Annotated in this window: 7 protein-coding genes; 6 read left to right on the top strand and 1 reads right to left on the bottom strand. The window is 70.9% G+C overall.

Annotated features, from left to right (window positions below):
• The 6 genes from A5701_RS06280 to A5701_RS06255 form a co-directional block, all read left to right on the top strand.
• Positions 1–4,295, top strand: a 4,295-nt coding sequence (locus tag A5701_RS06280) for a type I polyketide synthase (RefSeq protein WP_082969683.1), incomplete at its 5' end; no start/stop codon positions are given.
• Positions 4,292–8,695, top strand: coding sequence for a type I polyketide synthase (locus tag A5701_RS06275; RefSeq protein ID WP_067749901.1), 4,404 nt, complete (start codon positions 4,292–4,294; stop codon positions 8,693–8,695). The genes A5701_RS06280 and A5701_RS06275, both read left to right, overlap by 4 nt.
• Positions 8,696–8,705: 10 nt before the next feature.
• On the top strand, positions 8,706–9,707 hold the full coding sequence (locus tag A5701_RS06270; RefSeq protein WP_067890706.1) for a daunorubicin/doxorubicin resistance ABC transporter ATP-binding protein DrrA: 1,002 nt from the start codon (positions 8,706–8,708) through the stop codon (positions 9,705–9,707).
• A complete protein-coding gene (locus A5701_RS06265; protein WP_067749897.1) occupies positions 9,704–10,519 on the top strand; it encodes an ABC transporter permease in 816 nt (271 codons plus the stop codon). The genes A5701_RS06270 and A5701_RS06265 overlap by 4 nt, the downstream gene beginning before the upstream one ends.
• Positions 10,516–11,343: an ABC transporter permease gene (locus A5701_RS06260; protein WP_067749895.1), complete on the top strand. Its 828-nt coding sequence runs from the start codon at positions 10,516–10,518 to the stop codon at positions 11,341–11,343. The genes A5701_RS06265 and A5701_RS06260 overlap by 4 nt, the downstream gene beginning before the upstream one ends.
• 18 nt (positions 11,344–11,361) lie before the next feature.
• On the top strand, positions 11,362–12,615 hold the full coding sequence (locus tag A5701_RS06255) for an acyltransferase (RefSeq protein ID WP_067749893.1): 1,254 nt from the start codon (positions 11,362–11,364) through the stop codon (positions 12,613–12,615).
• Between the two features lie 10 nt (positions 12,616–12,625).
• On the opposite strand, the gene pks2 is transcribed toward A5701_RS06255, so the two are convergent.
• Complete coding sequence (pks2, locus tag A5701_RS06250) at positions 12,626–18,907, bottom strand: type I polyketide synthase (RefSeq protein WP_067749891.1); 6,282 nt, start codon at positions 18,905–18,907, stop codon at positions 12,626–12,628.
• Positions 18,908–18,941 lie beyond the last annotated feature (34 nt).

Raw genomic sequence — 18,941 nt, 5'->3', positions numbered from 1 at the left:
CCACCTACGGACGCGGCGAGGGCGGCTGCGCGCTGGGATCGGTCAAGACCAACCTCGGGCACCTGGAGGCGGCCGCGGGCGTCACCGGATTCATCAAGGCGATCCTGGCGGTGAACCGGGGGCTCATCCCGCCCAACCTGCACTTCACCCGGTGGAACCCGGCGATCGACGCCTCCTCGACGCGGCTGTTCGTGCCGACCGGGCGCACGCCGTGGCCCACGGCGGGCCCGCGCCGGGCGGCGGTGTCGTCGTTCGGCCTGAGCGGAACCAACGCGCATGTGGTGATCGAGCAGGCGCCCGATCAAGCACCGGCGCAGCCGCATCCCGCGCCCGCGTTGTCCACCCTGGTGGTGACGGGGAAGACGCCGCAGCGGCTGGCGTCGATGGCCGCGACGCTGGCCGACTGGTTGGGCGGCGCCGGCGCGGCGACGCCGCTGGCCGATGTCGCGCACACGTTGAGTCATCATCGCGCCCAGCACAACTGGCGCGGAGCCGTCGTCGCCCGCGACACCGCCGCCGCGGTGGCCGGGCTGCGCGACCTGGCCGCCGGCGCGCCGGCGCCGGGCGTGCTCGCTCCCGTCGAGGCCGCCCGGCGCACCGGCACGGTCTTCGTCTACTCCGGCCAGGGCGCGCAGTGGGCCGGCATGGGCCGCCGCCTGCTGGCCGACGAGCCCGCCTTCGCCGCCGCGATCGCCGAACTCGAACCCGACTTCGTTGCCCAGACCGGGTTTTCGCTGCAGCGGACCCTGGCCGACGGTCAGCCGGTGGTCGGCATCCAGAACATTCAGCCCGTGCTGGTGGCCATTCAGCTCGCGCTCACCGCGCTGTGGCGCCACTACGGGATCGAGCCCGACGCGGTGATCGGGCACTCGATGGGCGAGGTCTCGGCCGCCGTGGTGTCCGGCGCGCTCACGCCGGCCGAAGGGCTGCGGGTGATCGCCACCCGGTCGGCGCTGATGGCCCGGTTGTCGGGCCAGGGCGCGATGGCGCTGCTCGAACTGGACGCCGAGGCGACCGGAGCACTGATCACCGACTACCCCCAGGTGACGCTCGCCGTGCACGCCTCACCGCGCCAATCGGTCATCGCCGGGCCGCCCGAACAGGTGGACGCGGTCATCGCGGCCGTCGTCGCCCGAAACCTGCTCGCGCGGCGGATCGAAGTCGACGTCGCCTCGCACCACCCGATCGTCGACCCGATCCTGCCCGAACTACGTTCTGCGCTCGCCGATTTGGAACCCAAGGCGCCGGCCATCCCAATGCTCAGCACGACCACGGAAGGGCCCACGCCGCTGCCCGACGCCGATTACTGGGCCGCCAACCTGCGCAACCCGGTGCGCTTCCACCAGGCCGTCAGCCGGGCCGGCGCCGACCGGCACACCTTCGTCGAGATCAGCCCCCACCCGCTGCTCACCCACGCCATCGCCGACACGCTGGGGGCCGAAGCCCGCCACGTCATCGGCACGCTGCACCGCGACACCGACGACACCACCAGCTTCCACACCCAGCTGGCCGCCGTCGCGCAAACCCCGCCCGGCGCCGACCACGGCCGCCTGGCCGACATCCCGGTGACGCCCTGGCGGCACACCCAATTCTGGGTCGCCGACCGGTCCGCGATGTCGGAGTCGGTCGCAGCCCACCCACTGCTGGGCGCGCACATCGAGGTTCCGTCCAGCCGCGACCACGTGTGGCGGGCCGACACCGGCACCGCGGTCTCCCCCTGGCTCGCCGACCACAAGGTGTTCGGTCAGGCCGTCATGCCCGGCGCGGCGTTCGCCGAAATCGCCTTGGCCGCTGCCAGTGAAGCGCTGGGCGTGCCGGTTGCGGGCATCTCGATCAACCAGCTCGAGGTCGAGCAGATGCTCACCCTCGGCGACCACACCCAGCTGACCACCCAGCTGACCCGCGGAGCAGACGACAAGACCCGCATCGAGATCTACTCGCGGTCGTCCGGCGGCTGGGTCAGACACGCCACCGCCAGGGCCGAGCTGCGGACGTCGGACGCCCGCCCCGACCGGCCCGCGCCCCCCGGGCACGGCGACACCGAGATCAAACCGGCCGACCTGTACGGCGTGCTGCGCCACGCCGGCCAGTACCACGGCCCCGCCTTCGCTGCGCTCGCCACCATCCACCGGATGCCCGGCGGGTTCGTCGAATCGGAAATCATCCTCCCGGACGAGGCGCCGCGGCATCCCGCGTTCCGGCTGCACCCCGTCATGCTGGACGCCGCGCTGCAGAGCCTGGCCGCCGCGATGCCGGACGACGAACTCGCCGGGTCTGCCGAAGCCAGTTACCTGCCGGTGTCCTTCGACGCCATCCGGGTCTCGGGCGACCCCGGCCGGCGCGCCCGCTGCCGGGTCCAGCTGACCAACCTCGACGAGGGCGGCGTGGGCAAGCTGGGCAGAATCGTGTTGACCGACGACGCCGGAACGGTCACCGCGGAGATCAACGACATCTACCTGCGCCGCGTCGAGCGGCGCAGCGTGCCACTTCCCCTGTCGCAGAAGGTATTCGACACCACCTGGGTGTCCCGGCCGATCGCGGCCGCCGGCTCCGACGCCCCCGGCAGCTGGCTGGTGCTCGCCGCCGCCGAAACCCGCGAGGGTGCGGCGGCGTTCGCCACGGGCTGGCGCTCACCGGCGCGCCGGGTGGTCACCGCCGACCTGTACGACGAGTCCGCCATCCTGTCCGCATTCGCCGACGCGGCCGGCGATCCCGAGCGCCCACCCGTCGGCGTGGTCGTGTTCGTGGCCCCCAACCCTGGCGTCGGCGACGACGGCATAAGCCGGGCGCGGGAAACGGTCTGGGCGGTCTCGACCGTCATCCGCGCGATCGTCGGCGGCTGGCACGGTCGATCGCCGCGGCTCTGGCTGGTCACCCAGGGCGGCCTGGCGGTGCACGAGGAGGCAGGCCAGCCCGGGGTCGGCGCGCTCAAGGGACTGGTGCGGGTGCTGGCCTACGAGCACCCCGAGCTGCGGAGCACGCTGGTCGACCTCGACGGCGATCCCGCGATAGCGCTCAACGCCGAACTGTCCGAGGCGGTTTCGGGGCAGGTCGACGACGTGGTCGCGTGGCGCGGCGGGCAGCGTTACACGGAACGCCTCACCCGGGCGGCCATCGGCGAACGCACCACAGGGGACGTCGTCCGGCGGGGAGCGTCCTACATCGTCACCGGTGGACTCGGTGGCCTCGGCCTCGTCATGGCGCGATGGCTGGTGGACAGCGGCGCCGCGCGACTCGTCCTCAACGGGCGCAGCGAACCGTCGGAGCAGCAGCGCGCGGTCCTGGCCGAACTGGAGCGCACCGCCGAGATCGTCGTGGTGACCGGCGACATCGCGACCGAAGGCGTCGCCCAGAAACTGGTGACCGCCGCCGGCGAATCTAACCTGCGCGGCGTCCTGCACGCGGCCGCCGTGCTCGACGACAGCCTGGTGTTCTCGATGACCAGGGAGAGCGTCGAACGGGTGTGGGCGCCCAAGGTCACCGGGGCGCTGCGACTGCATCAGGCCAGCGCCAGTTGCGACTTGGACTGGTGGCTCGGGTTTTCGTCCACCGCCTCGATGCTGGGCGGCCCGGGGCAGGCCTCGTACGCGTGCGCGAGTGCCTGGCTGGACGCCCTGGTCGACTGGCGGCGGGCGGCGGGCCTGCCCGCCGCGGTGATCAACTGGGGCCCGTGGGCAGAGGTCGGGCTCGCCCGCACGCTCGCCGGCGGCGCGCTCGATCCCATCACTCCCGCCGAGGGCGCCGCGGCGATGGAGCCGCTGCTGGCCAGCGGCAGATGCCACACCGGCGTCGGCCGGCTGCGGCCCGACCGGGCGCTCATCGCCTTCCCCGAAATCCGCGAACTCGGCTACTTCACCAACGTGGTCGCCGAACTGGAGGCCGCGGGCGACGGCGGCGACTGGGCGGGCCCCGAGGCGCTGGACGGGCTGGAATCCGGTGCGGCGCAAGCGCTGATGACCGATCGGCTGCGGGCACGCATCGCCGCGGTCATGGGTTACGCGGATCGATCGGCCGTCGACCCGAATGTTCCCCTCATCGAGCTCGGGATGGATTCCCTGATGGCGGTGCGCATCCGGAATTCGGCACGCGCGGACTTCGGGGTCGAGCCGCCGGTGGCACTCCTGTTGCAAGGGGCGTCGCTGCACGACCTCACGGCCGACCTGGTCCGCCAGCTCGGCCTGGCCGGCGATGCACAGGCACTCGAGCAGGAAGACGCGGTTCGCGACCGGGCGCAGCAGCGCGCGGCCGCGCGCCAACAAGCCGCACTGCGGCGGAAGCGAGGACACCAAGCATGAGCACGACCTCGACGGAGTTGCCGCCCAACGCGATCGCGGTGGTCGGCATGGCCGGACGATTCCCCGGCGCCAACGACGTGTCGGCGTTCTGGGACAACCTGCGCCACGGCAAGGAGTCCATCACCACGCTGTCCGAGCAGGAGCTCAAAGCCGCCGGGGTCGGCGACGACGTGCTGGCGAACCCGGCGTATGTGCGGCGCGCACCGATCGTCGACGGGGTCGACGAATTCGACGCCGAATTCTTCGGCTTTCCGCCCCAGCTCGCCCGGATGCTGGACCCGCAGCACCGGTTGTTCCTGCAGTGCGCGTGGCACGCGTTCGAGGACGCCGGCTGCGACCCCGCCCGGTTCGACGGTTCGATCGGCGTGTACGGGACCAGCTCGCCCAGTGGCTATCTCCTGCACAATCTTTCGTCACATCGCGCCCAGGACGCCTTCATGGGGACGGGTCTGAACTTCGAGCAGTTCAACCTGTTCCTGCAGAACGACAAGGACTTTCTCGCCACCCGGGTGTCCCATCAGTTCGATCTGCGCGGCCCGAGCATCACGGTCCAGACCGCGTGCTCGTCCTCGTTGGTCGCGGTCCATCTCGCGTGCCAGAGCCTGCTCAGCGGGGAATGCGACCTGGCCCTCGCGGGTGGGGTGTCGCTGTCGGTCCCCCACCATGTGGGGTACTGGAATTCGCCGGGCTCCATGGTGTCCGCGGTCGGCCATTGCCGACCCTTCGACGTGCGGGCCGACGGCACCGTCTTCGGCAGCGGCGTGGCCATCGTGGCCCTCAAGCCCCTGCAGGCCGCCCTCGACGCCGGTGACCGCATTCACGCCGTCATCCGCGGATCGGCGATCAACAACGACGGATCGATGAAAATGGGCTACGCGGCACCGAATCCGGCCGCCCAGGCCGACGTGATCGCGGAAGCCCACGCGGTGGCCGGCGTCGACGCGTCGACCGTGAGCTATGTCGAGACACACGGGACCGGCACGCCGCTCGGCGATCCCATCGAGGTCCAGGGTCTGCGCTCCGCGTTCGCCGTGTCGCAGGCGCCCCGGCCCGGCCCCTGCGTGCTCGGGTCGGTCAAGTCGAACATCGGCCACCTGGAGGTGGCGGCCGGCGTGGTGGGCCTGATCAAAACCATTCTGTGCCTGAAGAACAAGGCGATCCCCGGGACGCTGCACTTCACCAGCCCGAACCCAGAGCTGCACCTCGACGAGACCCCGTTCACGGTGCGCAGCACCTACGGGGCGTGGGATTCCGAAGGTGCGCGGCGGGCCGGCGTCAGTTCGTTCGGGGTGGGCGGCACCAACGTCCACGTCGTGGTCGAGGAGGCGCCCCACGTTCCGGACCGCGCCGCGCCACCCGGTCCCCAGGTGCTGCTGCTGTCGGCGCAAACCACGGCGGCGCTTGAGCAGTCGCGCGCCGCACTGGCCGACGCGTTGGCCGGCCCGGACGGTCCCGAGCCGGCCGACGTCGCCCACACCCTCGCCGGACGCCGCAAGCACCGCCTCACCATGGCGGCCGTGGTGCACGACCGCGATCATGCAGCCACCGTGCTGCGGGCCGCCGAACACGACAACGTCTTCGTCGGCGAATCCCTCGCCGGCGGCGAAAACCCCGCGGGGCGGGTGGTGTTCATGTTCCCGGGGCAGGGCGCCCAGCACGTCGGCATGGCCAGGGGCCTCTACGACACGGAGCCCGCGTTCGCCGAACACTTCGACGCCTGCGTCGCGGGATTCGGCGATGAGATGGGCATCGACCTGAAGGCGTTGATATTCGGTGACGCCGCAACCGACCTGGAGCGCATCGACCGCTCCCAGCCCGCCCTGTTCACGGTGGAATACGCGCTGGCGCGGTTGGCCGAACACTACGGGCTGCGTGCCGGGGCGTACATCGGTTACAGCACGGGTGAGTACATCGCGGCCACGCTGGCCGGGGTGTTCGGCCTCGAGACGGCGATCACGCTGGTGGCCTTGCGCGCCCGCCTGATGCACGAGTCCCCGCCCGGTTCGATGGTCGCCGTCGCGCTGGGCCCCGACGACATCGCTCCCTACCTCACCCCGGGCGTCGAGCTTTCCGCGGTCAACGATCCCGGCAACTGCGTCGTCGCCGGGGCAGGCGACGAGATCCGCGCGTTCACCCAGCGGCTCCGCGAGGCGGGCATCACCGCCCGGCGCGTGCGGGCGACACACGCATTCCATTCCAGCGCAATGGATTCGATGGCGGCTGAATTTCAGCAGTTCCTGTCCGGCGTCGAGCTGCGCCGCCCCGACACGCCGCTGCTCAGCAACCTCACCGGGACCTGGATGTCGGACGAGCAGATCACCGACCCGGCCAGCTGGGCCCGCCAGATCAGTTCCACGATCCGGTTCGCCGACGAGCTCGACGTGCTCTTGAGCGATCCGGGCCGCGTGCTCGTCGAGGTCGGTCCCGGCGGCAGCCTGACGGGCTCGGCGATGCGGCATCCGAAGTGGTCGAGTGGCCACCGCGCGGTTCGCCTGATGCGACATCCGATTCAGAACGTCGACGACCGGGACACCTTCCTGCTCGGGCTCGGCCAACTGTGGGCGGCCGGTGTGCCCGTCGATTGGGAACCGCTGACCGGGCCGACGCCCAGGCTGGTCTCCCTGCCCGGTTACGCCTTTGCCCGCGAACGGCATTGGGTCGACGCGAAACCCCTCGCCTGGCTCGACCGGTCCACCGAGACTCCCGAAGCCCCGGGCGCTGCCGCCAACAGCGCCGATCCGTCCACGAACGGGCATCAATCGCACACCGAGGCGACGCTGCGGCAGATCTGGATGCAATGCCTGGGCCTGAACTCGATCGGCCGCAACGACAACTTCTTCGACCTCGGCGGCGACTCCCTGATCTCGATCGGCATCGCGACCAACGCCGGCAACGCCGGGCTGGATGTCACGCCCCAGGATCTCTACGGCAACCCGACATTGGCCACCCTGGCGGCCCACGTCGACGCCAAATACGCGGCGGGCTCGCTGGCGAAAGCGCCCGACGCCGCGTCCCGTCCGGCCGTTCCTCCGAACGTCGCGCAGTTCCTCGAGAGCGGCGTGCGGCGGGCGGGGCGCTGGCGCGTGCCGTTGATCCTGCGCCTCGATCCGACGGTCAGCCTCGACGACATCCGGGCGGTGCTGACCGCCGTGACCAACCACCACGACGCGTTGCGGCTACAGCTCGTCGAGCACGCCGGGACCTGGGTCCAGTGCGTCACGGAAGCAGCCGAATTCGATCATCTGTCGTCGCGGACGCTGCCCGGCACCGATGCCGACACGCAGCGGGCGGCGGTGCTCGACGTCGTGGCCGAGCTCACGGCACAGGACGACCTCGCCGCGCCGTTGACCGCCAGCCTCCTCTCTGGCCCCGGCGACGCGCGCTACCTGACGTTGTCGCTGCACGAGGCCGTCGCCGACACCGCCTCCCGCGAGATCCTGGTCGCCGACATCTTCACCGCATTCACGCAACGGCTGGCGGGAGAGGACTTCTCGCTGCCGCCGACCACCACCTCGTGGCGGGACTGGTCGCTGCGCGTCGCCGGCCTCGCCACCCACCCCGCGGTCCTCGATACGAGCGACTTCTGGCTGGAGAGCTCGGGCCGCGCGACGCTGCGGCCGGCGGACCCGGAAGTCACCGACCGGCCCCTGGGCGACGACCTGGCCAAGGTGCCGTCGGCGCTCACCGTCGAGCAGACCTCCGAGGTCGACGATTTGCGGCGCGCGCTCGGCTGGTCGATCGACGAGATCCTGCTCGCGGCGCTCGGCAGGACCATCGCCGAGACGATCGGCACCGGCGTCCTCGCCGTCGACCTGGAGGGGGCGGGCCGTTCGGTGTTGCGGCCGGACGTGGACCTGCGCAGGACCGTCGGCCGGTTCACCACGATCTATCCGGTGCCGCTTCGCTGCGCGACGAGCGACGACACCGGCGCGAGCGAACTGCTGACCGACGTGCGCGACACCCTCAAATCCGTTCCGCACCATGGGATCGGATACGGGCTGCTGCGGCACCTCTACGCGCCCACCGCACGCGCACTCTCGGCCGTGCCGCCCGCCGACGTCCACTTCCGGTACGTCGGCATGATCCCCGAATTGCCGCCCATCGGCGCGCCGGTGCAATTCGACTCGGACGCGGCCATGCCGGTGCGCGACACGATCCCGGGCCTGGGCCATGCCATCGAGCTTCGGGTGTACCGCCACTCCGGCGTGCTGCACCTCGACTGGTGGTACGACACCCGCCGGGTGCAGGGCGCGCGCGCCGAAGCGCTGGCGCGGCGCTTCCCATTGGCGCTGCGGGAGCTGATCGGGGACGCCATGTCCGCCGCTTCCGGCGACGGCGACCTCGGCTCGCAGCAGGTGGAGTTGGCGTTGGTGGACTTGTCGGCCCTGGATGCGAGCTGAGGGGGGGCCGGTGAATCACGCACGCAGAGCGACGGACAAGGCGGTCGTCGTCGACAAGGTCCGCAAGACCTTCGGCGATTTCGTGGCCTTGCACGAGGTCAGCTTCGAAGTCGGCCGGGGCGAGGTGCTCGGTCTGCTCGGCCCGAACGGCGCGGGCAAGACGACGCTCGTCGACATCCTGTCGACCCTGAGCCGGCCGGACAGCGGCCGCGCCGTGGTCGCCGGCTACGACGTCGTCCGGGAACCGGCCGGTGTCCGCCAGGCCATCATGCTCACCGGGCAGCAAGTCGCGATCGACGACATGCTCACCGGCGGCGAGAATCTGGTGATGTTCGGTCGGCTGTTCGGCTTGAGCAAGTCGGCGGCCCGCGCCCGCGCCAAGCAACTCATCGACGAATTCGATCTGGCATACGCCGCCGACCGCCGGGTGAAGACCTACTCCGGCGGCATGCGCCGCCGGATCGACATCGCCTGTGGCCTGGTGGTCCGGCCCCAGGTGGTGTTCCTCGACGAGCCCACCACCGGCCTGGATCCGCGTAGCAGGCAGAGCATTTGGGACCTGGTCGGCAAGTTCAAGGACATGGGCGTCGCCACGCTGTTGACGACGCAGTATCTCGAGGAGGCGGACGCGCTGGCCGACCGGATCGTCGTCATCGACCACGGACGGGTTATCGCCGAGGGGACGGCCGACGAGCTCAAGGAGCGCACCGGCGGCAGCTATTGCGAAATCGTGCCGCGGCGCCTCGCGGATCTGCGGGTGATCGCCGACGTGCTCGGCCCGTTGCTGCCGGAGAAGATCAGGGCCACCCTGACGCCCGATTCGGATCGAATCGCGATCCCCGCCCCGGACGGCGCCAACACGCTCGTCGAGGCCGTCGGGCGATTGGCCGCCGCCAACATCGAGGTGGCTGACGTGGCTCTGCGGCGACCTTCGCTCGACGACGTATTCCTCGCGCTGACAGACGAATCCCCCGCCGCGCGCACCCCCGTCGCTACCCGGGCCGTCGGGTGACCGCCACCGCGACCACCGAGCGGCACCTGTCCACGCTGACGCAGTGGTGGGTCCTCACCGTCCGCTTCATCGCACCGACGCTGCGCAACGGAGAGCTGCTCGTGACCGTCGCGTCGTCGGTCGTTTTCACCGCCGGCTTTTACATCCCGCTGCATCAGATCATGGGCACCGCGACCAAGGGACTGTCCAGCAGCTACGCGCAATACGTGATGCCGCTGATCGCGCTGCAGGCGATCACCTTCGCCGCGATGTCGACGGCGTTTCGGGCCGCGACCGATTCGGTGCAGGGCATCAACCGCCGGTTCCGGTCCATGCCGATGGCCCCGTTCGCCCCGGTGGGAGCCCGCGTCTCGGCCGCGGTGTACCGGTGCACGGTTTCGGTGGCGGTGGCGGTGGTCTGTGGCTACGTGATCGGATTCCGGTTCCACCGGTCGGCGATCTACGTCGTCGCCTTCTGCCTGTTGGTGGTGGCGATCGGGTCGATGCTGTCCTTCGCGGCGGACCTGGTGGGCACCGGGACGCGCAACCCGGAGGCCATGACACCGCTGCTCATCCTGCCGCCGCTGATCTTCGGACTGCTGTCCACCGGAGTCCAACCGGCGCAGCAGTTTCCGCACTGGATCCAGCCGATCGTCCGCAACCAGCCGGTGTCCCAGTTCGTGATCGCCCTGCGCGCCCTGGCCGGGGACGCCGCCCCGTACGGAGGGTCGGTGACGTGGCCGGTGCTGGCGCCGACGCTGGCGTGGTTGTCCGGGTTGACGGCGCTGCTGATACCGGCATCGGCGATCGTTCTGGCCAGGCGGGCGCGATGACCCTGGTCCACGAAGCCACCGATCCGGTCGTCGAACGGCGCCGTCACCACGAGGACTCGCCGCGGGCGCTGGCGACCCAGACGTGGGTCCAGACGCGGCGGATCCTGCTGCGCTGGGCGCGCGACCTGACGGCGGTGATCGAGGCGCTGGTGTTGCCCGTCCTATTCCTGCTGACGCTGAACATCATTCTGGGCAACGTCATTTCGCAGGTCACCGGTCACAGCGCGCTGTACGGCACGGTTCCGCTGAACGCGCTCGCCGCCACGATCAACGGCGCGGCGATCGGGGCGATCGGCCTCATCGGGGAACGCTCCGACGGGCTGCTGCGCCGGCTATGGGTGGTGCCGGTGCACCGCGCGTCCGGTGTGCTCTCGCGCATCGCCGCCGAAATGATTCGGATCATGATCACCACGCTGGTCGTGCTGGGCGTCGGAATGCTGCTGGGTTTCCGCTTCCGGCAGGGTTTCCTCGCCAGCCTGACCTGGTTCGTCGTCCCGCTGATATTCGGGCTGGCGTTCGCGACCCTGATCACGATGGCGGCGTTGTACACCGCGAACAACTTTCTGCTCGAGACGGTCACTCTCCTGCACGTTCTGGCCGTCGTCTTCTCGACCGGCTTCCTGCCGGTGGACCAATTCCCGAAGTGGATACAGCCGGTGGTCGCCCACCAGCCGATGAGCTACGCGATCGAAGCCATGCGTGGCCTGTCGCTGGGCGGCCCGGTGCGGTGGCCGATGATCGCCACGCTGTTGTGGGCGGGCGGCATCACCGCCGTGTGCATCGTGCCGACGCTGGTCGGCTATCGACGGGCCAGCACGAGCTGACAAGGGGGTAGTGGGACAATGTTTCCCGGATCCGTGATCCGAAGGCTGACGCGCAGCGAAGAGGTCTTCGCGGTCAACGAAACCTATTTTGCATTCACCGCTTTCATCATCGGTCCCGTCGACCTCGACGCGATGGCCGACGCCTTCGACGCGCTGCTCGAGTCCCATCCGGTGTTCACCGGCCGGCTGGAACAGGGCGACGACGGCCGCTACCAGATCGTCGCGGAAGACCTGATGCACCCGGGCATCTGGGTGATCGAGGGTGACGCCGATCCGGCATCGGCCGGCATGCGGCTCGACCAGACGCAAACCTTGCTCAATCTCCGGTTGAAGCGCAGCGGCGAGCGCACCGAACTGACCCTGTACACCCATCACAGCCTCGCGGACGCCCATCATGCGTTCGGTCTGCTCGAGGAGCTGTTCTCCCTCTACACCGATGTCGTGACCACCGGCGCACCGCCCCCGATCACACCGCAGCCCGCGCCAGAATCGCTGGAGCTGTTGCTCGAACAGCGTGGCGTGACAAAGCAGCAGCGCTCCGGGCTGGAGAAGCTGTTCAAGGCGATGTTCGCCTACGACCTGCCGGCGCAGGAGAGGCCGCCGGCGATGCCGGATCCGGATGCGATCCAACCCATTCCGATCGCGCGGATCCAGTTCACCGAAGAGGAGACGGCGGAGCTGGTGGAGTTCGGGCTGGCCAATCAGCTCAGCCTCAACTCCGTCGTGGCGGCGGCGATTCTGCTGGCCGAGTGGGAAATGCGCGGCACCCCGCACATTCCGATTCCCTACATCTATCCGGTCGACCTGCGTTACCTGCTGTCACCCCCGGTGAGTCTCACCGGCAGCACGCTGCCGCTGGGCGTGGCCACCTATCTCGCCGAGATCAGGGCCGACACCGATCTGGTCGATCTGGCTCGCGGGATCGTCGAGTCCTTCCGGACCGACCTGTCGGACGGCGTGATCCAGCAATCGGCGATGCATTTCAACCTGCAGTATCAGGGCACCCCGGCCGGGCTCCCTCCGGTGGTGCTGTGCACCGACACCGGCACCATCCCCCCGCTGCGGGTTCCCGAAGAGATCGAGCTCGAGGACTTTCAGAGCGAGCTCTACTTCCCCACCCGCGCGCCCGTCGACCTCTACAGCGTCGGAACCTTCGCCAACCGGCTGTTCATCGAACACCACGCACACCTGCCCGGGCGCGAAAAGACTTTGGAGGCAATCCATTCGCGGCTGTGCTCGCTGGTCGACGAGGACAGCTGGGTCATGGAGTGAACCGGCGCCGTCACGATGCCGCGACGGCGCCCTCCCCTTCGGCCACCAGCGTCTCGGTCAGGTGCAGGCTCAGCGAACGCGCGGAGTTGTAGGTCGCCACGACCTTGGGGGTGATCCGTATCCCCGTCTCGGCCTCGATGCGGGTCCGCAGCTCGAGGTTGCCCAGCGAGTCCAGGCCGTGATCGGCGAACGCGCGGTCGGGATCGATCGCGCGCCGCAGGATCAGCCCCGTCTGCTCGGTGATCAGGCGCCGCAGCCGGGCCGGCCATTCGTCGGGCGGCAGCGCCCGCAATTCTGCGCGCAGCGTGGCGCCCTCGCCGCCGTGCTGTTCCCCTGCGGCCTGGAAGGCCTCGGCGAAGGGGCTGCGCGCCACCAGCGCGGCCAGCCACGGCGCGCCCGTCGTCGGGACGTAACCGGTGTAGCCGCGGTCGTACCGGAGCAGCGTCTCGAACGCGCGCGCGCCCTCGTCCGGGGCAATCATGGTGGTGCGGCCCCCGGCCGCCAGGAAGGTCGCGCGGCCGATCTCGCCCCACGCCCCCCACGCGATCGTGGTGGCGGGCAGGCCCTGGCCGCGGCGCCAATGGGTGAACGCGTCCAGCCAGCTGGAGGCCGCGGCGTAGGCGCCCTGGCCAGCGGAGCCGAAGAGCGCGGCCACCGACGAGAAGCAGCAGAACCAGTCCAGCGGCTGTCCCGTTGTCGCGTGATGTAAATTCCACACGCCGTTGACCTTTGGCGCCCAGTCCTTGTCGATCAGCTCGTCGGTGATGTTGGCGAGCACGGCGTCCTCGACCACCGCGGCGGCATGCAGCACCCCGCGCAGCGCTAGTCCGGTGGCCGTGGCCGCGGCCACCACCCGGGCCGCGGTGTCTGACTCGGCGATGTTGCCGCTTTCCACGACCACATCGGTTCCGTTCGCGCGCAGCCGTTCGATTGCCTGGCGCGCCTTGGGAGTGGGATTGGAGCGGGCCGTCAGCACTATCCGCCCGCACCCGGCCTTGGCCATTTCGGAAGCCAGGAACAAGCCCAGGCCGCCCAGGCCGCCGGTGACGATGTAGGCGCCGTCGTCGCGGAACACCGGGGCCTGCTCCGGCGGCAGCACCGCGCGGGTCTGGCCGGTGCGCGGCACGGTGAGCACCAGCTTGCCGGTGTGCTCGGCGCCGCTCATCACGCGGATCGCCGTCGCCGCCTCCGATATCGGGTATTCGGTGCAATTCGGTTGCGGCAGATCACCGTCCGCGATCCGCTGGTAGACCGCCCGCAACAGCTGCTGCACCCGCCGCGGGTGCGTCTTGGTCAGCAGCGCCAAATCGACGGCGTAGAACGTGAGGTTGTGGCGGAAGGGATACAGGCCCAGCCGGGCGTCGTCGTAGATGTCGCGCTTGCCGATCTCCACGAACCGCCCACCGTAGGCGAGCAGGTTGAGCCCGGCGCGCTGGGCGGCACCGGTCAGCGAGTTGAGCACCAGATCGACGCCGTACCCGTCGGTGTCGCGGCGGATCTCGTCGGCGAACGCCGTGCTGCGTGAGTCGTAGACATGCTCGATGCCCATGTCGCGCAGCATCTCCCGCCGTTCCGGGCTGCCCGCGGTGGCGTAGATCTCCGCCCCCACCATTCGCGCGATCGCTATCGCGGCCTGACCGACGCCGCCGGTGCCGGAGTGGATGAGCACCTTGTCTTCGGCCGAGATCCCCGCCAGTTCGTACAGCCCGTACCACGCGGTGCCGTAGGCCGTCGCCGCGGCTGCGGCCTGGCCGGCGGTCATCCCGGACGGCAGGGTGGTCACCAGTCGGGCGTCACACGTGACGAACGTGCCCCAGCTGCCGTTGGCGAAACCGGAGAAACCGCCGACCCGGTCGCCGACGCGGTGGTCGGTGACGTCCGCGCCGACGCGGGTGACGACGCCGCCCAGGTCGAATCCCAGCTGGTGCGGCTCGCCCTCCAGGTCTGGGTAACGGCCAAGCGCGGCAAGTACTTCGGCGAAGTTGACGCTGGACGCGTCGATCGCGACCTCCACCTCGCCCGGGCCGGGCGTCCTGCGGTCGACGGCGACGAATTCCAGCGTTTGCAGGTCACCGGGATGACGGACCGCCACGCGCATCCCCTCCGTCTCGTGGTTCACCGTGGTGACCCGGCGTTCGTCGGCGCCCAGGGGCGTGCAGCGCAGCCGCGCCGTGTGCCACTGCCCGCCGCGCCACGCGGTCTCGTCCTCGGCCGAACCGCACAGCAATTCGTGGGCGGCACGTTCGACGTCCGCGTCGGCCTCGAGGTCGATCTGGGTGGTCCGCAGCTGCGGGTTCTCCGCGCCGACCACCCGCAGCAGGCCGCGCAGGCCGCCCTGGACCAGGTTCGGCGCGTCCCCGGGCCGCACGATCTGCGCCCGCCGCGTGATGACGTACAGGCGCGGCGGCGTCGCCGACATCTCCGGCAAGTCGCGGATCATGCGCACCACATGGCGGACCTGTTCGCGTCCGTCGAGCAGGCCCCGATCGTCCGGCTCCCCGGCCGGCGGCGGGCACACGATGACCACCCCCTCCAGGCCGCCACGCACCGCGGCGCCGAGCCGCTCAGCGTTGGGGCGGTGCTCGGCCTGCCGTGGCCAGCTCAGGAAATCTGTTTGTGCGCCAAGGGATTTCAATGTATCCGCCAGGGTCGACGCGAGCGGGTCGGCCTCGGCGGTGTCGATCAGCAGCCAGGCGCCGACCGGCCGCTCGGGCACCGGCGGCAGCGTCCGCCGCTGCCAGTCGACGGTCAGCAGCCGCTCGGCCATCAGCTCGTCGGGGCCGCCACCCCGGCCGAGGCCCATGCGCAGGCCCTGCACCGCCAGCAGCACCGTGCCGTCGGAATCCAGCAGATCGAGGTCGACGTCCACCGAGGACGCCGTCGCCGCGACGAGCCGGAGGTGGCAATAGCGGGCGCCGCGCGCCGGACCGTGGCGGCGCAGCCGCGCGACGCCCAACGGCAGCAGGCTGCCGTGGGCGGCCTCCTTGACGGCGGGGTGCGCCAGCACGGTCTGGAAGCAGGCGTCCAGCAGGGCGGGATGCACCCCGTAACTCCCCTGCTCCGCGCGGACCGCGCCGGGGAGCGCGACCTCGGCCACCACGCTGCGGCTCTTGCCTTCGGCGGTGCGCGTCGACACCAGACCGGCGAAGGCCGGACCGTACTCGACGCCGCGCTCGGCGAACGACTGTCGCAGCGCGGCACCGTCTTCCAGCTGCGGGTGGGTGGCCAGCAGGGCGGCGACGTCGCGTCGCTGCGGCTGCTCGTCGGCGACCGCGTGCAACACCGCCGCGGCGCTGCGGATCCGTTCCCCGTCGCGATCGGTCTCCACCACGAACTCGGCAACGCCCGCGTCCAGGATCGAAGCCACCGCGCTCACCGGCGTCTCGTCGTCCAGCAGCAGCATCTCCTCGAAGCGGACGTCGCGCACCTCCGCGTCCGGCCCCAGCACCGCCGCCGCGGCAGCCAGCGCCATCTCGCAGAAGCCCGCCCCCGGGAAAACCCCGACCCCGTTCACCCGATGGTCGGCCAGCCAGGGCAACGCCGCGGTGCCCACCCCGCCCTGCCACGCGTGGCGTTCCGGTTCCTCCGGCAGCCGCACGTGGGCACCCAACAGCGGATGCACGTCGAGCGTGAACTGCCCGCGCCCCGGCGCGCCCGCCCCGCCGGCGTCGACGAGCAGCCGCTGGTGGGTCCACGTCGGCAGCGGCGCGTCCACCAGCCGACCGCCCGGGTACAGCGCGGAGAAGTCGATGGCGGCGCCGGCGCTGAACAGATCCGCCAGGAAGCCCAACAGCCCGTGCGGCATCGGCTGCTCGCGGCGCATGGCCGGCAGCGCGGCGATGCCAACGTCGGAGGCGCCCGCGTTCTGTTCGACCGCCCGGGTCAGCAGCGGATGCGGCGACGGTTCACCGAAGACGCGATGGCCGTCGTCGAGGGCGGCCTGCACCGCGGCGGCGAACTTAACCGACTGGCGCAGGTTGTCCACCCAGTATCCGGCGTCGAACGCCGGCCGGGCGCGTGGATCGTCCAGCGTCGCAGAGTAATACGGCACTTCAGCCGCCGCCGGCGTCAGGTCGGCGAGTTGGGCGGCCAAGTCGGCGAGGATCGGATCGACCTGGGACGAGTGCGAGGCGACGTCCACGGCCACCTCGCGGGCCATCACCTCGCGGCCCTCCCACTCCGCGACCAGATCGCGCACCGCCTGCGTCGCCCCGCCGATCACGGTGGAGTTGGGCGACGCGACCACCGAGACCACCACGTCGCCGACGCCGCGGGCGGCCAGTTCGTCGCGCACCTGCTGGGCGGGCAGCTCCACCGAGGCCATCGCGCCCGCGCCGGCGATCCGGCACATCAACGCCGAGCGCCGGCAGATCACCCTGACCCCGTCGGGCAGCGACAGCGCGCCGGCCACCACGGCCGCCGCGATCTCGCCCATCGAGTGGCCGATCACCGCCCCCGGCCGCACACCGTAGGCGCGCATCGCGGTCGCCAGCGCCACCTGGAAGGCGAACAGTGTCGGCTGCACCCGGTCGATGCCGGTGACCGTCTCCGGCGCCGACATCGCCTCGGTCACCGAGAAACCCGACTCCGCCGCGATCAACGGCTCGGCCGCGGCGACGGCGGCGGCGAACGCCGGCTCCTTGGCCAGCAGCTCGGCGCCCATCGCGGCCCACTGCGAGCCCTGGCCGGAGAAGATCCACACCGGCCCGCGATCGTCATGACCGGCCGCCGGCGCGTAAGGGGTTTCGCCGTCGGCGATTTCGCGCAGCCCGGCGATCAGCTCGTCGATGCTGTCCGCCGTCACCGCGGTGCGCACGGTCCGGTGCGCGCGTCGCCGCGCCAGGGTGTAGGCCAGGTCGGCGGCGGACACGGTTTCCCGGTGGTCGCACACCCACTCGGCCAGCCGCCGCGCCGTGTGGCGCAGCTCGTCGGCGGAGGTGGACGACAGCGGGAACAGTAGCGACCGTGCGCTTTCCGCGCCGAACCCGTCGACGTCGGGGTCGGGCGCCTGTTCGAGGACGGCGTGCACGTTGGTGCCCGACATCCCGAACGACGTCACCCCGGCCCGCCGCGGGCCTTCGCCCTTGTCCGGCCACGGCGTAACCTCCTGCGGCACAAACAATCCCGTTTCGATCCGGGCAAGTTCGTCGGGCAGGCGGGTGAAGTGGGCCATCGGCGGCACCACACCGCTCCGCAGCCCGAGCACGGCCTTGACCAATCCGACCGCGCCCGCCGCTGCCTCGGTGTGTCCGACGTTGCTCTTGGCCGATCCGAGCGCGACACGATTGCCACCGGCTCCGTAAACCTCGGTGAGACTGGCGAATTCGAGCGGGTCGCCCTTCGGAGTTCCGGTGCCGTGGGCTTCGACCATGCCGACCGTGGCCGGGTCGACTCCGGCCGCGTCCAACGCCGCCCGGTACACCGCGGCCTGCGCATCGGCGGACGGCGTCGTGATCGTCTCGGAACGACCGTCCTGATTGACCGCCGTGCCGCGGACCACCGCCAGGATCCGGTCGCCGTCGCGCACCGCGTCGGGCAGGCGCTTGAGCAGCACCACCGCACACCCGTCGGAACGGACGAACCCGTCGGCCGCGACGTCGAACGTGTGGCAGCGTCCGGTGGGCGAAAGCATGCCCTGCGCGGACGCCGACGCCGACACCCGCGGATCCAGCACCAGCATGGCGCCGCCGGCCAGCGCGAGATCGCTCTCGCCGGTGTTCAGGCTCGAGCACGCCAGGTGGACGGCGAGCAGGCCGGACGAGCACGAGGTGTCGAGCGTGATCGCCGGGCCCACCAGGCCCAACCCGTAGGCGATCCGGCCGGAGGCCATGCTGAACGGGGTGCAGGTGTAGCCGTAAGCGTCCTCCATCACACCCGCGTCGCCGCTGATCAGCGTGTAGTCCTGCTGGCACATCCCCACGAACACCCCGGTCCGCGAGCCGCTCAACGACGGCGGCGCGATGCCCGCGTGCTCGATCGCCTCCCACGACGTCTCGAGCAGCAAGCGGTGCTGCGGATCGATCGCGGTCGCTTCGCGTTCGCCGAAGCCGAAGAAGGCGGCGTCGAAACCGCCGGCGTCGTCGATGAAGCCGCCCCAACGTGACACCGACCGGCCGTGCACCCCGCGCTCGGGGTCGTAGTGGTCCTCGACGTCCCACCGGTCGGGCGGGATCTCGGTCACCAGGTCGTCGCCCCGCAGCAACGCTTGCCAGAACGCGTCGGGCGAGTCGATCCCGCCCGGAAGCCGGCATCCCATTCCGATGACCGCAATGGGGGTGACCCGTGGTTCCATCGCCGCTCAACCTCGTCTCAGGCCAACCGGCGAT

Source organism: Mycobacterium sp. E3305 (assembly GCF_001666785.1).
GTDB lineage: Bacteria > Actinomycetota > Actinomycetes > Mycobacteriales > Mycobacteriaceae > Mycobacterium.
The sequence above is the reverse complement of the archived record's forward strand: the minus strand, read 5'-3'. Positions and strand labels throughout refer to the sequence as shown.

Excerpts from the sequence above, each read along its gene's own strand:
- A5701_RS06275 (WP_067749901.1), top strand. The coding sequence starts at position 4,292 with ATGAGCACGACCTCGACGGAGTTGCCGCCCAACGCGATCGCGGTGGTC.
- pks2 (WP_067749891.1), bottom strand. The coding sequence starts at position 18,907 with ATGGAACCACGGGTCACCCCCATTGCGGTCATCGGAATGGGATGCCGG.
- A5701_RS06255 (WP_067749893.1), top strand. The coding sequence starts at position 11,362 with ATGTTTCCCGGATCCGTGATCCGAAGGCTGACGCGCAGCGAAGAGGTC.
- A5701_RS06260 (WP_067749895.1), top strand. The coding sequence starts at position 10,516 with ATGACCCTGGTCCACGAAGCCACCGATCCGGTCGTCGAACGGCGCCGT.